We start from the raw sequence: 20,624 nt of genomic DNA on the forward strand, positions 1-20,624 counted from the left end.
CACTTTATTAAATTATTTCGTCTTACTGATTTGACCTACTGATTGGCTGCTGGTTGGGCTTGAACCCTTACTGGCTGTGCCGTGTCAGTGAGGCGGCATTATAGGGAGAACGAAGATGAGTGCAAGCGGTTTTTAGAAAAAAGTACCTTCTGATAGCTCAAGTGAACAAAAAGACGCCAAAGCGTTAAATATCGATTAATTAGCGACCTATTTCCCTCTCTAAATCTCCTTGTTATCACCAGAGCATTAAGGTGACACACTTCATATTGCGTGCTTTTCTTCGTCAATGAAAGCTCGCACTGAGGCAATACAAAGAAGCATATTACTCATCACTATCGAAGAAATAAGAGATTCTAGAGCGTGGGTTAAGATAGTCTCGGATTTTATCCGGAAGTTTATGCGGAAGAATGGCGTTAACAATTTTCAAATCTCGATCAGCTAAATCAATAATGGGCGCTTGAGTTCGCGGAACCGAAGGGTCGTAAATCAATACATTAGGATATAGTAAGTGGCTAGCGTTTACGGAGATGACTAACCCAACCATATTGTTAGAAAGCTGAACAACGGTTCCTGGAGGGAAAACACCCATAAATTTAACCAATACGTTTAAGTTTTCGTTACTATATAAGTGATTACAATGCTTATACATATAGGAAAGTGCAATATAAGGAATCTTCTGCTCTGCAACGATATTGGGATGACACAAATTATCAAATACATTCGCGACCGTAATGACCTGTGAAAGCTCATCAATAGCCGCTTCCTTTAAACCAAGCGGATACCCACTGCCATCATTAAGTTCATGATGCTGTTCTATTACTCTCTTTGCACTTTCTGGAAAGCTATCGATATGACTCGCAATATCCAAACCATACTTAGTATGTAATTTGAGATAATTTTGTTCGGGCTCTGTCAGTGTTGTTTTCTTTCTAACAATCGCGGTGGGAACCTTAATTTTGCCTATATCATGAAACAGCGCAGCAAAAGCAAGTTCTTTGATTTTTTGAGCATCATACCCTTTCGCTTTTCCTATCATCATTGCAATGACCGAAACGTTGAGTGAATGAAAGTAGATGTCTTCAAACTCACTTTTGCCATTCATTAAATGCAGCGTAACGCTATCTTCACTCAGTAGCTTATCGACGATATCTTCAACCAAAATTGAAGCTTCATCTATCGCATCCTCTGGCCGATTGCGTATCTTGTTCATTACCGCACGCATACGGGATAGAGAACGCTCAAACTCTTTTTCACAGTTTAGAACTCGCCTACGATATGCGTTCAACTTTTCAATCCGTTTCTGCTTCTCTTCCCACAATTTTTCAGCCTCACTCTCCATCTCTGAAGATTCTTCTATGGCTTCCGGCTGCGTATTGACAGGTAAGGGTTGAGTATCGCTTTGCGCAGGATTGATATAAACATGTTGAATCCCCAAGTGTTTTATCAATTGAATCTGTTCTTGGGATTTAATCTTAAAGCTATTAAAAAGAAAGGGGTGTTCGTTCCACTTTACGGGCAACTTAATGTGCAGGCCAGGCTGCAATCTATCTACTGTGATTTTTATGCTTGCCACAATTTATATAACACCTTAAGTACTAAGTAGTTAATGAGTTTAAAAGAAGCCACTCAAAAGTTCATCAACTACATATTAGTAGTGTTGATATAAATGTGTATGGCTAGAAGCGAGAAATGTGCGCTGTTCAGTATAGAAGTATGTGAAGGCTATCAAAAGAGTCCCATTTATCTAAGATAGTGGACTATTATTTCGAGGACAAAAACAACAAAGCCCCGACTTTCGTCGAGGCTTTGTTGTTTAAATTATGGTACCGGTGGGCGGACTTGAACCGCCACTCCCGAAGGAAACGGATTTTGAATCCGTCGTGTCTACCAATTTCACCACACCGGCATCTTGGGCATTGCCCTTTGATGGTTGGCATTATACGTAAGAAAGTTATTGGCGCAATAACAAAATATTGAAATACAAATCGTTTGCCGATATTTTCACCACAAACCTTCAAGCTGTGCGTCTCTTCTCTTTTCAGATCCTCTTCGAGGCTATATGCTGCTGCAATTTCGCGAATACAAAAGATGTTTAGATATGATGAGTAACTCTATTTCTCTACCGCCTGCCGGATTACTACGCCGATTTGGTGCGCTCATTTACGATGCATTAATCATCATTGCTCTTGAGATGATGGCTGCTGGTGTTGTCGTTGCTATATTAGAAGCTCTCGTTGCGTTAAATGTGATGGGCTATGGCTCGTATGCAGATGTCAGCGACCTTCTCACTCGTCATCCCATTTGGAGCTATGTTTACACATTTTACCTTGCCGCTGTCTGGGTCTACTTCTTCGTCTTTTTCTGGACAAGAGCAGGCCAGACATTAGGGATGCGTGCTTGGCGACTTTTGATAATTAACGAACAAGATGGAAATTCAATCAGCGCCACGCAAGCTTTAATACGTTTGTTCACCTCAGGCTTTGGCTTGGCAAACCTCACCGTACCCTTTGATCAACAAAAAAGAGGGTTCCAAGATATTTGGGCCAAAACTAAAGTAGTGGTACTTCCTAAAGTTAATTGAGCCGGAATAACAAAAAGGAAGGTTTGCCCTTCCTTTTTGTTGATAGTTCTTACCTGTCATTTTTAGAGTTTTCGTCTTAACAACATTACGGCAACGCTGAGAAACACCAAACTGGGTGCGACGGCACCAAACACTGGTGGGATACCATAAACAAGACTCAGTGGGCCGAAAAACTCACTGGAAATATAAAATGTAAAGCCTGCAATCACGCCTGACAAAATCCTTGCGCCCATAGTAACGCTGCGCAATGGCCCAAAAATAAACGATAGTGCCATTAGCATCATCACAGCAATAGAAAAAGGTTGAGTAATTTTACGCCACAACGCCAGATCGTACCGTGAAGCATCTTGCTCCGACGTTTTTAAATAGCTGACATAATCATACAAGCCACTCAGTGACAACTCTTCAGGCTTGACCGTGACCACTGCTAGTTTGTCTGGAGCTAATGAAGTCGTCCAACGATATTCGGGTAATGTTTGCTTTGTTATCAATACATCATCGCGCATGTCGGTGATTTGAACATTTTTCATTACCCATTGATTGTCTTTATCGTAATCCACCTCTTCGGCAAAAAGGATGTTTTGCAAACTCTTATTGTTATCAAAGCGCCACATATTTAAGCCATAGAGTTTGTTGTCATCAATTTTACCAATAAAGATAAAATCATTCACATCGCGAGCCCACACACCGCTACGCACTGAAACAATACTACCGCCAGAGAGAGAAAAAGCGCGCAGATCTCGCGCCATCTTCTGCGCTTGGGGTGCTCCCCATTGGCCAAGCAAGGTGACAATGATCATTAATGGCACTGCGGTTTTTAATACCGACATACCGATATTAAGCTTAGAAAACCCCGCAGCTTGCATGACAACGAGCTCAGAACTTGATGCCAACATACCTAACCCAATCAACGCACCGAGTAAGGCGGCCATAGGAAAAAACATCTCGATATCACGAGGAATGCTCAACACCACAAACAGTAAAGCTTGCAGTAAATCGTAGCTTCCTTCCCCGACTTTTCTCAATTGCTCAACATATTTGATAATGCCGGACAAACCAACAAAGGTCGCCAGCACTAGCGAGGTTGTCGCAACAATAGTACGGCCGACGTATAAATCTAAAATCTTAAACACGCGTTATGCTGCCTTCTTTAGTCTTAGTTTATCTTTGAAGCGCCGCACTGGCACACTGTCCATGATATTCACTGAAATCGCCGCCAAAAGTAACGCAGCATTGATTGGCCACATACCGATCACCGTAGCAAGTGAGCCATCTTCAATGGCGGACTTGGTTGCGCTGATGGCCATAAAATAGGCCAAATAAATTAAGATTGCAGGTCCCATTTTCGCAAAGCGTCCTTGCCGAGGGTTAACCGCCGACAAAGGGACCACCAGCATGGTGAGTAACGGAATACAAATCACCAGAGAAATTCGCCATTGCAACTCAGCTTTCGCTCTTCGATCCGGGTTGGAAAGCAGATTGGATGTCGGTAACGCCTCCCAATCGCGTCCTTTGGGTTTAACTTCACGCTGCCCAATTAAACCTTCGTATTCGTCAAATTTTGTGATCATATAATCAACGCGTGTTGGCACGCCTTCATAGCGAATCCCGTCATACATGGTGATCATCTGACGGCCATCACTGAGCTCTTTAACATCACCAGAATTAGAGAACATCACACTTGGGAGTATCGAATCCTTTGGTGCAAGCTGCGCAACAAACACATTATGCAGTTTTTTGTTTTCAATATTTTCGATGAAAACCACCGAGGAACCATCTGGTGTGCGTTGAAATTGTCCTTTCTGTAGCAAATCAACACTATTTTCTGCTGCGAGCTGCTCCATTAATTGTGCTTCTTTATCTTGGCTCCAAGGTGCCAACCAGAATGCGTTAAATGCTGCAGCACCTGAAGTGATCAAAGCCAAATAGAGTGCAGCACGGATCAAAAATTTATTGCCGATGCCAGTGGCATTCATCACCGTAATTTCGCTTTCTGCGTACAAACGCCCAAAAGTCAGTAAGATGCCGATATACAAACTCAAAGGCAGCATTAATAACCCCATTGCGGGCATATTTAAACTTACAATAGATAAGATCATTCGTGCTGGAATGTCACCATCGGAAGCTTCAGCCAAAACGCGAATAAATCGTTGGCTAAGAAACACGAGAAACAGTACGAAAAAGATCGCAAATTGGCTCTTGAGTGTCTCGCGGATCAAATATCTAACAATAATCACGCTGAAATTACCTATACAAAACTTGTTTTTTTGATTGAATCACTATAATTTCCCGTTGAACCTTTTATTTTTAAAATTTTCACTAACTGTTGGGCGTTCAATTAAAAGTAGATCCAAACTCGGATTCAACCACTAAGAGCGCATTATCTAACATTTAGTTCTATTTGTCTTCAGGATGTAGGAGTACGCATGGAGTTCAGTGTAAAAAGTGGCAGTCCAGAGAAACAACGTAGCGCATGTATCGTTGTTGGAGTGTTCGAACCACGCCGCCTTTCTCCAGTAGCAGAGCAGCTTGATAAAATCAGCGACGGCTATATTAGTTCACTACTTCGCCGTGGTGATCTCGAGGGTAAACCCGGCCAGATGCTACTGCTGCATCAAGTCCCTGGTGTTCTGTCTGAACGCGTTTTACTGGTAGGTTGTGGTAAAGAGCGCGAATTAGGCGAACGTCAGTACAAAGAAATCATTCAAAAAACCATCAGCACACTGAACGAAACGGGTTCAATGGAAGCCGTATGTTTTCTGACTGAACTACACGTTAAAGGCCGCGATACTTATTGGAAAGTACGCCAAGCGGTTGAAGCAACGAAAGATGGTCTATACACCTTTGATCAATTCAAGAGCGTGAAACCGGAGACTCGCCGCCCACTGCGCAAACTTGTCTTTAACGTACCGACTCGCCGTGAGCTTAACTTAGGTGAGCGCGCGATTACACACGGCCTTGCGATTGCATCCGGTGTGAAAGCGTCGAAAGATCTTGGCAATATGCCACCCAACATTGCCAACCCAGCTTATCTTGCATCTCAAGCGCGCCGCTTAGCGGACGACTACGAGAGCGTCACCACCAAAATCATTGGTGAAGAAGAGATGGAAAAGTTGGGCATGACCTCTTATCTCGCCGTCGGTCGTGGCTCAAAAAATGAGTCGATGATGTCGGTCATTGAGTACAAAGGCAACCCAGATCCAGATGCAAAACCAATTGTGTTGGTGGGTAAAGGCCTAACGTTTGATTCCGGCGGTATTTCATTAAAACCAGGCGAAGGCATGGATGAAATGAAGTATGACATGTGCGGTGCGGCGTCAGTCTTTGGCGCAATGAAAGCATTGGCTAAATTGAAATTGCCATTAAATGTCGTGGGTATCTTAGCCGGTTGTGAAAACATGCCAGGCAGCAATGCCTATCGCCCTGGTGACATTCTCACGACTATGTCTGGCCAAACGGTTGAAGTACTCAATACCGATGCCGAAGGTCGCTTAGTTCTATGTGATGCACTCACTTACGTTGAGCGTTTTGAACCCGATTGCGTGGTAGATGTGGCAACACTAACTGGCGCTTGTGTGATTGCATTAGGTCACCACATCAGTGGCGTGGTTTCAAACCACAACCCATTAGCGCATGAATTGGTTAATGCTTCAGAACAAGCAAGCGATCGCGCATGGCGTCTACCAATGGCCGACGAGTACCATGAGCAGCTAAAGAGTCCATTTGCTGATATGGCAAACATCGGTGGTCGCCCTGGTGGTACGATTACCGCTGGCTGCTTCTTATCTAAATTTGCTAAGAAATATAACTGGGCGCATTTGGATATTGCTGGCACGGCATGGAAGTCAGGAGCAGCAAAAGGATCAACAGGTCGTCCCGTCTCATTGCTCGTCCAGTTCTTATTGAACCGCAGCGGCCAAGAGTCTGAGGAATAACCTCAAAATGTGAAAAGGGCCGCAAGGCCCTTTTTTGTTGATGAGCGATTAGATAGTAGGTGACAACATGCAGCGAGCCACCTTTTACATTGTGAACGAAGAAAGCCCTCAAGCAACGCAGGCAGGCTTTGAGCAATATATCCTATTTCTGGCTCATCACTTCGCCAAACAAGGGGCAAAAATTTATCTGCATTGTGATGATAAAACTCACGCTGAACAGTTTGCCGAACATTTATGGCAAGTGCCTGCAGAACAGTTTGTCGCGCACAATCTGGTGGGTGAAGGCCCGAAATACTCTACTCATATCGAGATTGGCTACCCCAACGTCAAACCCAATTGGAATCGTCAACTGGTAATAAATGTGGCGGATAATCATACAACCTTTGCGAACGCCTTTGCTGAGGTGGTAGACTTCGTCCCCTGCGAAGAAAAAGCAAAGCAACGAGCACGCGAAAGGTATAAAATCTACCGTCAAGCTGGCTACCAATTGCAAACAATCGAGATCCAACATCCATAGGTCAAACCTTATAGTTAAGGCGATCTTTAACAAGATCCTTCACTTATGAAGTTTGACTAAGATTAACCATTCACAGTATCCATTTAAGAGCACTATGGAAAAGACATATAACCCAACAGCAATCGAACAAGCTCTGTATCAGACTTGGGAAGAGAACGGCTACTTTAAGCCTCACGGTGATACATCAAAAGAAGCGTACAGCATCATGATCCCACCGCCGAACGTCACTGGTAGCCTTCATATGGGTCACGCATTCCAAGACACCATTATGGATACTTTGATCCGCTGCGAACGCATGAAAGGCAAAAATACCTTATGGCAAGTGGGTACAGACCACGCTGGTATTGCTACCCAAATGGTGGTTGAACGTAAAATTGCCGCAGAAGAAGGCAAAACCAAACACGATTACGGTCGTGATGCCTTCATCGACAAAATTTGGGAATGGAAAGGCGAATCAGGTGGCACCATCACTAAACAGCTTCGCCGCCTTGGCGCATCGGTAGACTGGGATCGTGAACGCTTCACTATGGATGCAGGCCTATCCAATGCCGTTCAAGAAGTGTTTGTTCGCCTTTACCAAGAAGATTTACTCTACCGTGGTAAACGTCTTGTGAACTGGGATCCAAAACTGCACACTGCAATTTCTGATCTAGAAGTAGAAAACAAAGACGTCAAAGGTCACATGTGGCACTTCCGTTATCCACTGGCTGACGGCGTAAAAACAGCAGATGGTAAAGACTACATCGTTGTTGCGACCACTCGTCCTGAAACCATGCTGGGTGACACTGGCGTAGCGGTTAACCCTGAAGATCCACGCTACCAAGCTCTGATCGGCAAAGAGATCATGCTGCCAATCGTCAATCGTCGCATTTCTATCGTGGGCGATGAGCACGCAGACATGGAAAAAGGCACAGGCTGTGTGAAGATCACCCCTGCTCACGATTTCAATGACTATGAAGTCGGTAAGCGCCACCAACTGCCGATGATCAACATTTTCACCTTTGATGCCAACATTCGTGACGCCGCCGAAGTGTTCAACACCAATGGTGAACCAAGTGACGCTTACAGCAGCGATCTTCCTGCTAAATACCAAGGCATGGAGCGCTTTGCGGCACGTAAAGCCATCGTAGCTGAATTTGAAGCTCTCGGCCTGCTTGAAGAAATCAAAGATCACGACCTCACCATTCCTTACGGTGACCGTGGTGGTGTGGTTATCGAACCGATGCTGACCGACCAATGGTACGTACGCACAGCGCCACTAGCGGAAGTCGCAACCAAAGCCGTTGAAGATGGCGAGATTCAATTTGTGCCTAAGCAGTACGAAAACATGTACTTCTCATGGATGCGTGACGTGCAAGATTGGTGTATCTCACGCCAACTTTGGTGGGGTCATCGTATTCCTGCTTGGTATGACAACGACGGCAACGTTTATGTCGGCCGTAACGAAGAAGAAGTGCGCGAACAAAACAACCTAGCACCAGTGGTGGTACTGCGCCAAGATGATGATGTATTGGACACTTGGTTCTCCTCTGCTCTTTGGACTTTTGGTACACAAGGCTGGCCAGAAAATACTGAGGCACTAAAAACATTCCACCCGTCTGACGTTCTTGTTACTGGTTTTGACATCATCTTCTTCTGGGTTGCACGCATGATCATGATGACCATGCACTTCTGTAAAGATGAGAATGGTAAACCACAAGTGCCATTTAAAACTGTTTATGTCACAGGCCTTATCCGTGATGAAAACGGCGACAAAATGTCAAAATCTAAAGGCAACGTGCTTGATCCTATCGACATGATCGATGGTATTGATCTTGAATCTCTGGTTGAAAAACGTTGTGGCAACATGATGCAGCCACAGCTTGCAGCCAAGATCGAGAAAAATACACGTAAAACCTTTGAAAATGGTATCGAACCTTATGGAACCGACGCACTGCGTTTCACGCTAGCAGCGATGGCTTCAACCGGTCGTGATATCAACTGGGACATGAAACGCCTAGAAGGTTACCGCAACTTCTGTAACAAACTCTGGAACGCGAGCCGTTACGTGTTGATGAATACCGAAGATCTCGATTGTGGCTTTAACGCAGGTAGCGAGCTTGAGTATTCGTTAGCCGATAAATGGATCGAGTCTCAATTTGAATTGACGGCTAAAGAGTTCAACAACCATATCAACAACTTCCGTTTAGATATGGCGGCAAATACCCTTTACGAATTCATCTGGAACCAATTCTGCGACTGGTACTTAGAGCTGACTAAACCCGTATTGTGGAAAGGCAGTGAAGCGCAGCAACGTGCAACGCGCCGTACATTAATTACGGTATTAGAGAAAACATTACGCCTCGCGCACCCAGTGATCCCGTATATCACTGAAACTATTTGGCAAAGCATTAAGCCATTAGTGGACGGCGTTGAAGGTGACACCATCATGCTGCAAGCGCTGCCTCAGTACGATGAAACGAACTTCAACCAAGCAGCGCTGGATGATATCGAATGGGTGAAAGCCTTTATTACTAGCATTCGCAACCTGCGTGCCGAGTACGATATCAACCCAGGTAAACCTCTTAACGTGATGCTAAAAGCCGCCAACAAGCAAGAAGTAGCACGTTTAGAAGCGAACAAAGCGGTGCTGTTGTCACTGGCTAAACTGGAGGCTCTACGCGTTCTTGAAGAGGGTGAAGAGACTCCTGCTTGTGCAACGGCGCTGGTTGGTCAATCTGAGCTGATGATCCCAATGGCTGGTTTGATTGATAAAGATGCGGAGCTAGAGCGCTTAGCAAAAGAGATTGCTAAAACTCAAGGCGAAATCAAACGCATTGAAGGCAAACTCAATAACCAAGGGTTCGTCGCTAAAGCACCCGAAGCCGTTGTCGCTATCGAGCGTCAAAAGCTGAATGGCTATCAAGATACCTTGGTTAAACTGGAAGAACAGAAAGCGACCATAGCCGCGCTATAATCGCGATTGCGTTACCATTAAAAAGGTCGGTGTGAAAATACCGACCTTTTTTATTTATTCACGCCATCAGCAGACGCGATTTTTGTGCTCTCCACGCTCAAACGCGGCAATGTTATCCATCAAAATCGTTGCCAATTGTGAAATAGCTGAGTCACTACCCCATGCCACGTGTGGTGTGAGCAACAAATTTGGCAAATCCATATTGGCTAGTAAGGGATTTGTTTTGTCCGCTGGTTCTCGACTGAATACATCCACTCCAGCGCCAGCAATTTGCCCAGATTTCAATGCTGTCACAAGTGCTTGCTCATCAACCAAACCACCACGGCCTGCGTTAATCAACAATGCATTAGGCTTCATTATCTTTAATTCGTTCTCACCTATCAGGTTTCGGGTTTGCTCGCTCAATGGGCAATGTAAACTCACAACATCCGCCTCCGCTAACATTTGTTCAAAGGGCATAAAACCTTGTCGGCATAACTTGGCCCCCTTTCGTTCAGAAAATATCACCTGCATGCCTATCGCTCGTGCCAACGTTGCAGTTGCCTGTCCGAGCGCGCCACTCCCCACAATACCAAGCGTTGAACCTGCAACATCCCCTATCGGATGAGTAAAAAAGCAAAATTGTTGATTGCGCTGCCACTCGCCATTGGCAATATCTTGATGATAAGCAAACAAGTTACGCCTTAAGGCATAAATCATCCCAACGACATGTTCCGGAACAGAACGGGTGGCGTAGCCTTGAACATTCACCAGTGCGATGCCTGCTTCACGACAGTAATCGATATCGACATTATTGACGCCTGTGGCCGACACAGCAATCAAGCGCAATTTCGGACATTGTGAGAGTAGCGCCCTATCCAGCACCACTTTATTGGTGATTACGATATCGGCTTGAGATAGGCGATCGAGCGCTTGTTCGGCAGAAGTAAAGTCAAACTCAAGCCAATGATGAACAAAAGGTAAGCTTGGCAATCGAATATAAGCAGGGATTGTGGCCCTATCGAGAAAGACAACCGTGGGTAGTGACATATTAGCTCCTTGTCGCCACCCACATCACACTAAGGTCGGGGCAACGTTTTGTAATCTGGTAATTTTCGCTCAGGATCAAAGTGTTGCAAAATTTGCTCTTGTGCTTCGGGATAAAAATCACAGCCGACAAAAATATTGCGCAGCCAATGACTCTTTGGATGATAAAAACTGAGCTCTGCGGCATGCAATGCTAAGCGATCGGAAAAATCTTGCGCTTCTTGCGGGGCATAAAACTCATCACCCACAATCGGATAACCCAAAGCTTGCATGTGAACACGTAATTGGTGCGAACGGCCAGTTACAGGAAGAAGACGTACAATTGTCGTTTTTTCTTCTCTTTTCGCTACTTGATATAAAGTTTTTGATGGTTTTCCATCTTCAAAGCAGACTTTCTGTTTAGGCCGATTTGGCCAATCGCAAATCAGAGGTAACTCAACCACCCCCTCGTCAAGCTCCATTACGCCCCACACGCGAGCGTAATAAATTTTATGCGTTAAACGGTATTGAAACTGCTTTTTCAATGCCCCTTCCGCGTATTTATTTTTTGCCAGCACCATCAAGCCAGAAGTCGACATATCCAAACGATGCACAACTTGGATCTCTGGATATTGCTCAGCCAAACGACTCCACATACTGTCGTGATGCTCAGGCAAGCGTCCTGGAACCGACAGCAGACCTGAAGGTTTATTCACCGCGAGAATCTGATCATCTTCATAGACAATATCAATCCAAGGATCTGTGGGCGGCGTGTATTCAAGCATAGCCATCGAAGGTTTCTCCTAAAAAAATCGGCGCATTATAACAACCTCTCCGCCAAGCCAATAGAGAAGAGTCATCTTAGTTTCGTTAAATCACGAAATCGTCAGTAAGTTAGCCTTGCTTAGAAATATCACTTGAAATGTAACTTAAAATTGACAGATTGACTGGGTGTGATATTGATTGATGAGCTTGACATTAAAGTCAGCTTCAAAAGCAAGAATTATAAATAACACAACATCAAGTCTAAGGAACAAGAATGGAACACAGCGTCCCTTATCAATCGGCCAAACGTTTAACCCTGCCACAACTGCTTCGTTCACTCGGGCCGGGCATTATGATGGCAGCAGCAGCCGTCGGCGGCTCTCATCTCGTCGCATCAACTCAAGCAGGTGCAATTTATGGCTGGCAACTCGCAGGCCTCATTTTGCTAGTCAACTTATTAAAATACCCCTTTTTTAAGGCTGGCATTCAATACACCATGGGGACAGGCAAAAGTTTAGTACAAGGCTATGCTCATCTCGGGCGCGCTTACTTATGGGTTTTTGCCCTCTTAAGCGTGGTATCGGCCATTATAAACACCGCCGCGTTACTGCTGTTTAGCGCCAGTTTACTGGCCTATTTTGTCCCTTTTGAGCTGGGCAATATTGTTCTTTCCGTGATTGTGCTGACCACTTGTTTGCTGATCCTTTTTGCAGGCCACTTTCGCGCGCTCGACTCACTTTCTAAAATGATTATGGCAGTACTGACAATCGCCACCTTACTCGCCGTGGTGATTGCCGTCGCAACCCCAGCGCAGATAGTGGTAGAAACCATTTCGCCTTCACCTTGGACACTCGCCGCGATCGGTTTTTTGGTGGTGACTATGGGCTGGATGCCCGCACCCATTGAGATTTCGAGCATCACTTCGGTGTGGCTCAAACGTCAATGCCAAGAGCAGCAAGTGACGCCGCAATCCGCACTATTTGATTTCAATGTGGGCTATATCGGTACTGCAATCTTGGCGATTGTATTTTTGGCGCTTGGTGCCTTAGTACTACACGGAACAGGCGTTGAGCTCTCGAAATCTGGCGTCGGCTTTTCGCATCAATTGGTCGGATTGTACGCTTCAACCATAGGTGAGTGGTCACGTTATTTGATTGCAGTTATCGCCTTTTTCTGTATTTTTGGCAGCACCATCACCGTCATTGATGGCTATTCACGAGTGATTGCAGAATCACAACGTCTTTTGCAAAACAAAGAGGACCAAAGCCCACGTTGCTACCAAGCTTGGGTTATCGTGGTATCGGCTTTAGCGCTGGCCATCATTGCCTTTTGGGCTTCAGCACTGATGCCAATGCTGAATTTTGCGATGATCATGGCATTTATGACCACGCCAATTTTTGCGCTGCTCAACTATATTCTGGTGACTAAAACACCTTTACCGGCTGAACTCGCAGTAGGGAAAAAACTCAAAGCATTGTCTATCGTAGGGCTTGTTTATCTGTTTGGCTTTTTAGCGCTATTTATTTGGTGGAAGTGGATTATGTAACAGCAGACAAAACAAAGGCCTTATCGAAAAGGCCTTTGTTATTTTTAATGTAACGCCACAAGGGCCAAGTAAAGGGATCAGTTATGCGTCACAACGATTAAACGCAACGAATCCAGTTGGAATTGCGCTTTACCGATGTAACCACTTAACTCGTTAATCTGCTCTTCAATCGCGCTGATCTCTTCATCACGAATGTTCGGGTTGACTGCTTTAAGCGCCAATAAGCGCTCCAGTTCACCGTTTAAGCTCGACTGCATCTCTTTTTGCGCTTGTTCACGAATCGCTTCAACACGGATCACAACTTGGCTTTCACTGGCAGCAATTAAGCTATGCACATCATTTTGTACTGACGTAACGAGCTTGCTGGCCAAATGACGATTCACTGGGCTTAATTGGCGGTTGAAGCTTTCAAACTCAACTTGAGCAGAGAGATCATTACCACGCGCATCCATCATCAAACGGATTGGTGTTTGAGGAAGGAAGCGGCTGATACCACTGCGTTTTGGCGCTTGTGCATCCACCACATAGATCAACTCAAGCAGCAAAGTCCCAACAGGCAGTGCTTTATTTTTCAGCAGAGAAACCGCCGATGTTCCCACGCCTTCGCTCATCAGTAGGTCGATCCCGCCTTGAATCATCGGGTGTTCCCAACTGATGAAATTCATATCTTCACGCGATAATGCCGTATCACGATCAAAAGTGATGGTCGCTCCTTCATACGGCAAACCGGGGTAGCTTGGCACCATCATGTGCTCTGATGGTGTGACCACCAGCGCGTTTTCACCCCGATCATCTTGGTTTAAACCGATCGCATCAAATAAGCTCAAAGCGAAAGTAACCAAGTTAGTATCGCCATCCGTTGATGCTATACTTTCGACGATTTTCAATGCTTTTTCACCACCGTTTGAGTGTATTTCAAGCAGTCGGTCACGCCCTTGTTCAAGCTGAGCCTTCAACGTTTTGTTGAGCGTTGCCGACTGTTCAATGATCTCATCCAGCGTATCGATATTTCCCGAAGCCAGCATGTCAATCAGATCATCGGCATATTTATCATACACAGCGCGGCCTGTTGGGCAGGTTTCAGCAAATGCATTCAAGCCTTCATCAAACCAACGCGCCAAAATCGCTTGCGATGTGCCTTTAAGGTACGGCACATGGATATCGATATCACGGTGTTGACCAATACGATCCAAACGGCCAATGCGTTGCTCTAAAAGATCTGGGTTAAACGGCAGATCAAACATCACCAACTGGTTAGCAAATTGGAAGTTACGCCCTTCAGAGCCGATTTCACTACAGATAAGCACTTGCGCGCCACCCTCTTCTTGTGCGAAATAAGCGGCGGCTTTATCACGTTCTAAAATCGACATACCTTCATGAAAAACGGTGGCGCGAATGCCTTCACGCTCACGCAGTGCTTGCTCCAGTTGTAACGCGGTGCTAGCGCGAGAAGCGATCACTAAAATCTTTTCGCTGCGTTTCTCTTTCACTTTTTCAAGCAGCCAATTCACGCGAGAATCAAACTGCCACCAGCTTGCATCATCGCCTTCAAACTCTTGGAAAATCTCTTCGGGATAGAGCATTTTCATCGCGCGAGCCTGAGCACTGAGCTTACCGCCGATCATGCCAGCCACTCGCATCGAGGTCGTGTATTGCGCGGGGATTTCCATCGGCATCAAGTGCACATTACGCACAGGGAATCCTTTAATCGCAGCGCGGGTGTTTCTAAACAGCACGCGGCCTGTACCATGGCGATCCATCAGATTATCAATCAGCTCTTGGCGAGCAGAGGCTTTGCTCTCTTCATCGGCATCGCTTTCAATAATGCGAAACAGCGGCTCAACATCTTGCTCTGAAAGTAGCTCAGTGATTTGGTTTTTGGCTTCGTTTTGCAACTTCTCACCCGAAAACAGGGCACTGACTGAATCGGCTACGGGCGCATATTGCTCTTCTTCTTCAACGAACGCCTCGTAATCGTAAAAACGATCGGGATCGAGCAAACGCAAACGCGCAAAGTGGCTTTCACGGCCCAATTGCTCCGGCGTTGCCGTTAGCAGCAGTACCGCTGGGGTATTTTGCGCCAATCCTTCAACCACTTGGTATTCGCGGCTTGGTTTATCTTGGCTCCATTCTAGATGGTGCGCTTCATCCACCACCAATAGATCCCACTCCGCCTCAAGTGCTTGTTCAAAACGTTGACGACTTTTACGCAGAAAATCGAGCGAACAAAGCACATATTGCTGAGTATCAAAAGGGTTGTGTGCTTCAGCAAACGCTTCAACACAGCGCTCCTCATCAAAAATGGAGAAATGAAGATTAAAGCGGCGCATCATCTCCACCAGCCATTGGTGCTGCAAGGTTTCCGGCACCACAATCAAAATACGTTCCGCACGGCCAGAAAGCACTTGTTGATGAATGATCATCCCCGCTTCAATGGTTTTACCTAACCCCACTTCATCGGCTAATAACACGCGGGGCGCATGGCGACGGCCAACCTCATGTGCGATATAAAGCTGATGAGGAATCAGGCCCGCGCGCATGCCACATAAACCACGCATTGGGCTTTTGTGTTGTTGATATTGGTTAGTGAGGGCGCGATAACGCAACACAAAATTATCCATGCGATCAATTTGACCTGCGAACAATTTATCTTGCGGTTTGTTGAAACGGATTTGGTGACTTAAGAAAATTTCACGTAGCGCCACGCCGCTTTCATCGTTGTCTTCGCGCGTACCGAGATAAGTGAGTAGTCCTTGTTCTTCAACAACTTGCTCAACGCGTAGCGACCAGCCTTCTTGGCTTTCAACCACATCGCCGCTATTGAACGTCACTCGTGTTACCGGGGCGTCACTGCGTGCATAAACGCGGTTTTCTTCTGATGCAGCAAACATCAAGGTCACAGTACGCGCATCAAGCGCTACCACAGTACCTAAACCAAGATCACTTTCTGTATCGCTTATCCAGCGTTGCCCCAAAGCAAAACTCATGAATCGACTACCTTATTTATTTGGAATGGATTGTATCGATCTGCTACCACGTGAAGGCAACTCCTAATTATGATTGTTGTTGGAGTGTGGTGCAGAAAAAGGTCGCTAATCTTACTTGATGGCGTGATACAGGTCACGTGTAAAGCGAAGGATAACCAAGATTTTTTTCTTCAACTTTTGGTTGACATCAAACTGTAAGAAATCGGTGGCATTTGTAGTAAACAAGGTTGCTATACTTGTTGTAACGATGCTTGCTTTGCCAGTCAAAAGGATGACTCTGGCACGAAGCATGCAGACCAAACAAACAATGAGTATCAACACAGGCTTGCAGTAAGTCATCGAGCAATCGAGTCACTACCGGCATCCATTGATCGATAACCTCTACTTGCTAGCACCTTTTGTTAAGCACGCTGCACAGCAGCAAGGAGACGCTTATGGGCGATACCGATCGGAAACTGTTTGTACTTGATACCAACATCCTGCTTCATGAACCTTTAGCCATTTACTCCTTCCAAGAGCATGATGTGGTCATTCCGATGACCGTTCTTGAAGAACTTGACCGGATCAAAGACAGCAAACGCGATGTTGCACGAGATGCGCGGGTCGCTATTCGTGCTTTAGAGCACTTATTCCACGATGCCACCCCAGACGAAATTACCGAAGGTATTCCATTTTCTAAAGAGGCCAGCAAGACGGGAACTATCTCGATCCTTGCCGACTTTGAGTTGCAAGAAACCGTCAAAGCCTTTGCTGACAAAGCTGGCGACAACCGTATCCTCAACGCTGTACTTTACCTGCAAGCGAAACGAGCGCCACGTTCTGTGGTTCTCATCACCAAAGACATCAACATGCGATTGCGCGCTAAAGGTGCAGGCGTGCGCTATGTTGAAGATTACCGCACTGACCAATTGATTGATGATGTGCAGTACCTGACCAAAGGCTTCCAAGTTCGTGAAGGAAATTTTTGGAACAACGTCGATGAAGTTGAGAGTAGAACCGTCGGCGGAAAAGCCTTCCATACGTTAGATAAAGCGCCGTTTGATCCGACCTTTATTAATCAATATGTCATTGATGAAGAGAGCGATTTTGCGGCGCGCGTGCATGAAATCAACGCAGAAAAAATTACGCTGCTTGATATTGGCCGCGAGAGAATGATGCACCGCAAAGCGTGGGACATCACTCCGAAAAATATCTACCAAGCGATGGCTCTTGATGCCTTGCTTGATCCAAGCATTGATTTGGTGATTTTAACCGGAGCCGCTGGTAGCGGGAAAACGCTGCTCGCTATGGCCGCCGCTCTTGAACAAACCATTGAGAAGAAGATGTTCGATAAGATTATCGTCACCCGTAACACGCCAGATATCGGAGAATCGATCGGCTTCTTACCCGGAACAGAGGAAGAGAAAATGATGCCGTGGCTGGCGGCGGTTACGGATACATTGGAAGCCTTGCACAAAAACGATCACTGCACCGAAGGTTCACTCAAATACATCTGCGATAAAGCCAATATCCAGTTTAAATCGATCAACTTTATGCGTGGGCGCTCAATCCAAAATGCCTTTGTGCTACTCGATGAGTGTCAAAATTTAACCGCTTCTCAAATCAAAACTATCATCACGCGCTGTGGTGAGGGCACTAAAATTGTCTGTTCTGGTAACTTAGCGCAGATTGATTCCCACTACTTAACCCCGGTGACCTCGGGTTTGACCTACATGGTTGAGCGCTTTAAAAACTTTGAAGGCAGCGCCAACATTCACTTAAACGGCGTTGTTCGCAGCCGCTTGGCCGAATTCGCTGAAGAGAATTTATAGTCACATTAGACGAGATATTATTAATATCTCGTCTTTATTTTAAAATAATTATTCACAAATTTAGCATTTATATGTTTTACTAAGGCCATTCATCATTCACCGTTTAGGACTGGGATATGGCTTTCAATTTACGCAACCGCAACTTTCTCAAACTGCTCGATTTCACGCCGAAAGAGATCCAATTTCTGCTCGATCTCTCTGCTGATCTCAAAAAAGCGAAATACGCCGGATCAGAACAGAAAAGATTAGCGGGTAAAAATATTGCGCTGATTTTTGAGAAAGCCTCAACACGGACGCGATGTGCATTTGAAGTGGCCGCGTTTGATCAAGGCGCTCAAGTCTCTTACATCGGGCCATCAGGGTCGCAAATTGGTCATAAAGAGTCGATGAAAGACACCGCGCGCGTACTCGGAAGAATGTACGATGGCATCCAATATCGCGGTTTTGGACAAGAAATTGTCGAAGAGCTTGGCGCACATGCTGGCGTTCCTGTATGGAACGGGCTCACCAACGAGTTCCACCCAACACAGATTTTAGCTGACTTTTTAACCATGATTGAGCATGGCCGTGGTAAGCAGTTGCACCAAGTGTCACTGGCTTATCTAGGCGATGCACGCAATAACATGGGCAATTCACTGATGGTGGGCGCAGCAAAAATGGGCATGGATATTCGCCTCGTCGCACCCAAACAGTTTTGGCCAGAAGCATCACTCGTCATCACTTGCCAAGAAATTGCCAAACAGACGGGAGCCAAAATCACGCTCACTGAAAATATACAAGAAGGCGTGCAAGGATGCGATTTTCTCTATACCGACGTTTGGGTTTCCATGGGCGAATCAGCCGATGCATGGGATGAACGCGTGGCCTTAATGACACCTTACCAAATCAATATGAATGTGATTAAGCAAACTGGTAATCCACAGGTAAAATTTATGCACTGCTTGCCTGCGTTTCATAACGACGAAACCACTGTAGGTAAAGAGGTGGCGGAAAAATATGGTATGAAAGGTTTGGAAGTCACCGAAGAGGTGTTTGAGTCTGAATATTCGATTGTGTTTGATGAAGCTGAAAACCGCATGCACACCATCAAAGCTGTGATGGTCGCGACTCTCGGCGCTTAAAAAAACAAGGCAACAATGGATCGAAGCCCGATGAGCTTACATGAGTAAGTGATTCGGGTGAGTGAAAGCAGCTAACGCCGCGACAGTGCCAAAGCGACTTTTAATCCTCAAAATCATTGGTGCTGTCGCAAGGCGGCAAGAGAACGAAGCCCGATGAACTTACATGAGTAAGTGATTCGGGTGAGTGAAAGCAGCTAACGCAGCGACAGTGCCAATGATGAAGAGGATTGTTAGGTAATCGCTTGCGCTCACACAACGAAAGCGTATAATTCCCAGCAATTTGTCTGAGGGGTAGCTATGAAAACGGACGTTGTTATTCACATCTACAACGCAATTCGATTCAATGTAGGTCAGCGTGCTGACTTACTGGGCGCGTTATTTTTCCCCTCTCTTGATTTTTAAAGCCTCCCTATTGGGGGGCTTTTTTATGGCTACTAGAAAATTATAGGGAAGACGACCATGGTGAATTCGCTTTATCAAAAGCACATTATTTCGATTCCGGAGCTCTCTCGTGACGAGCTGGAATTGATTGTGAAAACCGCAGGCCAACTCAAAGCGGAACCAAAACCAGAGCTGATTAAGCACAAAGTGGTAGCAAGCTGCTTTTTTGAGCCGTCGACTCGTACTCGTTTGTCTTTTGAAACCGCTATTCAACGCATCGGCGGCAACGTGATTGGCTTTGATAATGGTGGCAACACGTCACTGGCGAAAAAAGGCGAAACACTGGCCGATTCAGTACAAGTGATCTCCTCTTATGTGGATGCGTTTGTGATGCGCCACCCCCAAGAAGGCGCAGCACGTTTAGCCTCTGAATTTTCAAACGGCGTTCCTGTGATTAACGCTGGCGACGGTGCCAACCAGCACCCAACCCAAACACTGCTTGATTTGTTCACCATTGCCGAAACACAAGGCCGCTTAGATAGCATTAATATCGCCTTTGTTGGCGACTTGAAATATGGCCGTACCGTCCATTCTTTAACCCAAGCTTTGGCTAAATTTAACCACATTCGCTTTTTCTTTGTTGCGCCGGATGCGCTAGCAATGCCTGACTATATTTGCGAAGAGTTAGATGATGCAGGCATTGAGTACAGCCTGCACACCGATATGGAAAGCGTTATTCCACAGTTAGATATTCTGTATATGACGCGCGTCCAAAAAGAGCGCTTTGATGAATCAGAGTACGCGCACATTAAATCGGCGTACATTTTGACAGCCGCCATGCTTGAAGGTGCGCGCGATAACTTAAAAGTGCTGCATCCGCTTCCGCGCGTGGATGAAATCACCGTCGATGTGGACAAAACGAAGCACGCTTACTTCTTCCAACAAGCAGAAAACGGGGTCTACGCCCGTGAAGCTTTGTTGGCGCTTGTGTTAAACGAAACCCTGTAATAAAGGAGCCC

General features: G+C 45.8%; 14 protein-coding genes and 1 tRNA gene. 8 read left to right on the top strand and 7 right to left on the bottom strand.

The window, feature by feature from the left end; all coding sequences use genetic code 11:
* Positions 1-322: 322 nt before the first annotated feature.
* Positions 323-1,573 (bottom strand): HD-GYP domain-containing protein, encoded by a 1,251-nt coding sequence (locus AACQ42_RS03850; protein WP_017045406.1) that lies wholly within the window; start codon positions 1,571-1,573, stop codon positions 323-325.
* Positions 1,574-1,821: 248 nt separating this feature from the next.
* Positions 1,822-1,906: transfer RNA gene (locus AACQ42_RS03855), tRNA-Leu, on the bottom strand.
* A 153-nt stretch (positions 1,907-2,059) separates the two neighbouring features.
* Between AACQ42_RS03855 and AACQ42_RS03860 the strand changes: the two genes are divergently transcribed.
* Complete coding sequence (locus AACQ42_RS03860; protein ID WP_081265531.1) at positions 2,060-2,581, top strand: RDD family protein; 522 nt, start codon at positions 2,060-2,062, stop codon at positions 2,579-2,581.
* Positions 2,582-2,643: 62 nt separating this feature from the next.
* On the opposite strand, the gene lptG is transcribed toward AACQ42_RS03860, so the two are convergent.
* Together lptG and lptF are read right to left on the bottom strand one after the other, a co-directional pair.
* The gene (lptG, locus tag AACQ42_RS03865) at positions 2,644-3,714 is read right to left on the bottom strand and encodes an LPS export ABC transporter permease LptG (protein WP_013855998.1); all 1,071 of its coding nucleotides are present in this window, start codon (positions 3,712-3,714) and stop codon (positions 2,644-2,646) included.
* 3 nt (positions 3,715-3,717) lie between these two features.
* On the bottom strand, positions 3,718-4,818 hold the full coding sequence (gene lptF / locus AACQ42_RS03870; protein WP_013855997.1) for an LPS export ABC transporter permease LptF: 1,101 nt from the start codon (positions 4,816-4,818) through the stop codon (positions 3,718-3,720).
* A 189-nt stretch (positions 4,819-5,007) separates the two neighbouring features.
* On the opposite strand from lptF, the gene pepA reads away from it, so the two are divergent.
* The 3 genes from pepA (at position 5,008) to AACQ42_RS03885 (ending at position 9,989) form a co-directional block, all read left to right on the top strand.
* Positions 5,008-6,516 carry a leucyl aminopeptidase gene (gene pepA, locus AACQ42_RS03875; RefSeq protein WP_010318842.1) on the top strand — a complete coding sequence of 503 codons (1,509 nt, stop codon included), beginning with the start codon at positions 5,008-5,010 and terminating at the stop codon, positions 6,514-6,516.
* Positions 6,517-6,583: 67 nt separating this feature from the next.
* Positions 6,584-7,033 (top strand): DNA polymerase III subunit chi, encoded by a 450-nt coding sequence (locus tag AACQ42_RS03880; RefSeq protein WP_013855996.1) that lies wholly within the window; start codon positions 6,584-6,586, stop codon positions 7,031-7,033.
* Positions 7,034-7,127: 94 nt separating this feature from the next.
* On the top strand, positions 7,128-9,989 hold the full coding sequence (locus AACQ42_RS03885; protein ID WP_094164830.1) for a valine--tRNA ligase: 2,862 nt from the start codon (positions 7,128-7,130) through the stop codon (positions 9,987-9,989).
* A gap of 66 nt (positions 9,990-10,055) precedes the next feature.
* Here the strand turns inward: AACQ42_RS03885 and AACQ42_RS03890 are convergent, their stop codons facing one another.
* Both AACQ42_RS03890 and AACQ42_RS03895 read right to left on the bottom strand, forming a co-directional pair.
* Entirely contained in the window at positions 10,056-11,018 is a 963-nt protein-coding gene (locus tag AACQ42_RS03890; protein ID WP_094164831.1) for a D-2-hydroxyacid dehydrogenase, read from the bottom strand.
* 29 nt (positions 11,019-11,047) lie between these two features.
* The gene (locus AACQ42_RS03895) at positions 11,048-11,785 is read right to left on the bottom strand and encodes an RluA family pseudouridine synthase (RefSeq protein WP_064625906.1); all 738 of its coding nucleotides are present in this window, start codon (positions 11,783-11,785) and stop codon (positions 11,048-11,050) included.
* Between the two features lie 248 nt (positions 11,786-12,033).
* Here AACQ42_RS03895 and AACQ42_RS03900 point away from each other — a divergent pair, with 248 nt between their 5' ends.
* On the top strand, positions 12,034-13,305 hold the full coding sequence (locus AACQ42_RS03900; protein WP_094164832.1) for an NRAMP family divalent metal transporter: 1,272 nt from the start codon (positions 12,034-12,036) through the stop codon (positions 13,303-13,305).
* Between the two features lie 77 nt (positions 13,306-13,382).
* Here the strand turns inward: AACQ42_RS03900 and rapA are convergent, their stop codons facing one another.
* Positions 13,383-16,292, bottom strand: coding sequence for an RNA polymerase-associated protein RapA (gene rapA, locus AACQ42_RS03905; protein WP_094164833.1), 2,910 nt, complete (start codon positions 16,290-16,292; stop codon positions 13,383-13,385).
* Between the two features lie 434 nt (positions 16,293-16,726).
* Here rapA and AACQ42_RS03910 point away from each other — a divergent pair, with 434 nt between their 5' ends.
* From AACQ42_RS03910 to pyrB, 3 genes are all read left to right on the top strand, one after another.
* The gene (locus tag AACQ42_RS03910) at positions 16,727-18,103 is read left to right on the top strand and encodes a PhoH family protein (protein ID WP_088729158.1); all 1,377 of its coding nucleotides are present in this window, start codon (positions 16,727-16,729) and stop codon (positions 18,101-18,103) included.
* Positions 18,104-18,219: 116 nt separating this feature from the next.
* Positions 18,220-19,224, top strand: a complete 1,005-nt coding sequence (gene argF / locus AACQ42_RS03915) for an ornithine carbamoyltransferase (protein ID WP_017049801.1) — start codon at positions 18,220-18,222, stop codon at positions 19,222-19,224.
* Positions 19,225-19,683: 459 nt separating this feature from the next.
* On the top strand, positions 19,684-20,613 hold the full coding sequence (pyrB, locus tag AACQ42_RS03920) for an aspartate carbamoyltransferase (protein WP_017049800.1): 930 nt from the start codon (positions 19,684-19,686) through the stop codon (positions 20,611-20,613).
* Positions 20,614-20,624: the final 11 nt, after the last annotated feature.

Source organism: Vibrio sp. V12_P9A6T4 (assembly GCF_963874835.1).
Lineage (GTDB): Bacteria > Pseudomonadota > Gammaproteobacteria > Enterobacterales > Vibrionaceae > Vibrio > Vibrio anguillarum.

Bases quoted from the DNA above. Each gene is read 5' to 3' on its own strand.
- rapA (WP_094164833.1), bottom strand. From the start codon at position 16,292: ATGAGTTTTGCTTTGGGGCAACGCTGGATAAGCGATACAGAAAGTGAT.
- AACQ42_RS03900 (WP_094164832.1), top strand. From the start codon at position 12,034: ATGGAACACAGCGTCCCTTATCAATCGGCCAAACGTTTAACCCTGCCA.
- argF (WP_017049801.1), top strand. From the start codon at position 18,220: ATGGCTTTCAATTTACGCAACCGCAACTTTCTCAAACTGCTCGATTTC.
- AACQ42_RS03860 (WP_081265531.1), top strand. From the start codon at position 2,060: ATGCTGCTGCAATTTCGCGAATACAAAAGATGTTTAGATATGATGAGT.
- AACQ42_RS03890 (WP_094164831.1), bottom strand. From the start codon at position 11,018: ATGTCACTACCCACGGTTGTCTTTCTCGATAGGGCCACAATCCCTGCT.
- AACQ42_RS03910 (WP_088729158.1), top strand. From the start codon at position 16,727: ATGGGCGATACCGATCGGAAACTGTTTGTACTTGATACCAACATCCTG.
- AACQ42_RS03885 (WP_094164830.1), top strand. From the start codon at position 7,128: ATGGAAAAGACATATAACCCAACAGCAATCGAACAAGCTCTGTATCAG.
- pepA (WP_010318842.1), top strand. From the start codon at position 5,008: ATGGAGTTCAGTGTAAAAAGTGGCAGTCCAGAGAAACAACGTAGCGCA.
- AACQ42_RS03880 (WP_013855996.1), top strand. From the start codon at position 6,584: ATGCAGCGAGCCACCTTTTACATTGTGAACGAAGAAAGCCCTCAAGCA.
- AACQ42_RS03895 (WP_064625906.1), bottom strand. From the start codon at position 11,785: ATGGCTATGCTTGAATACACGCCGCCCACAGATCCTTGGATTGATATT.
- pyrB (WP_017049800.1), top strand. From the start codon at position 19,684: ATGGTGAATTCGCTTTATCAAAAGCACATTATTTCGATTCCGGAGCTC.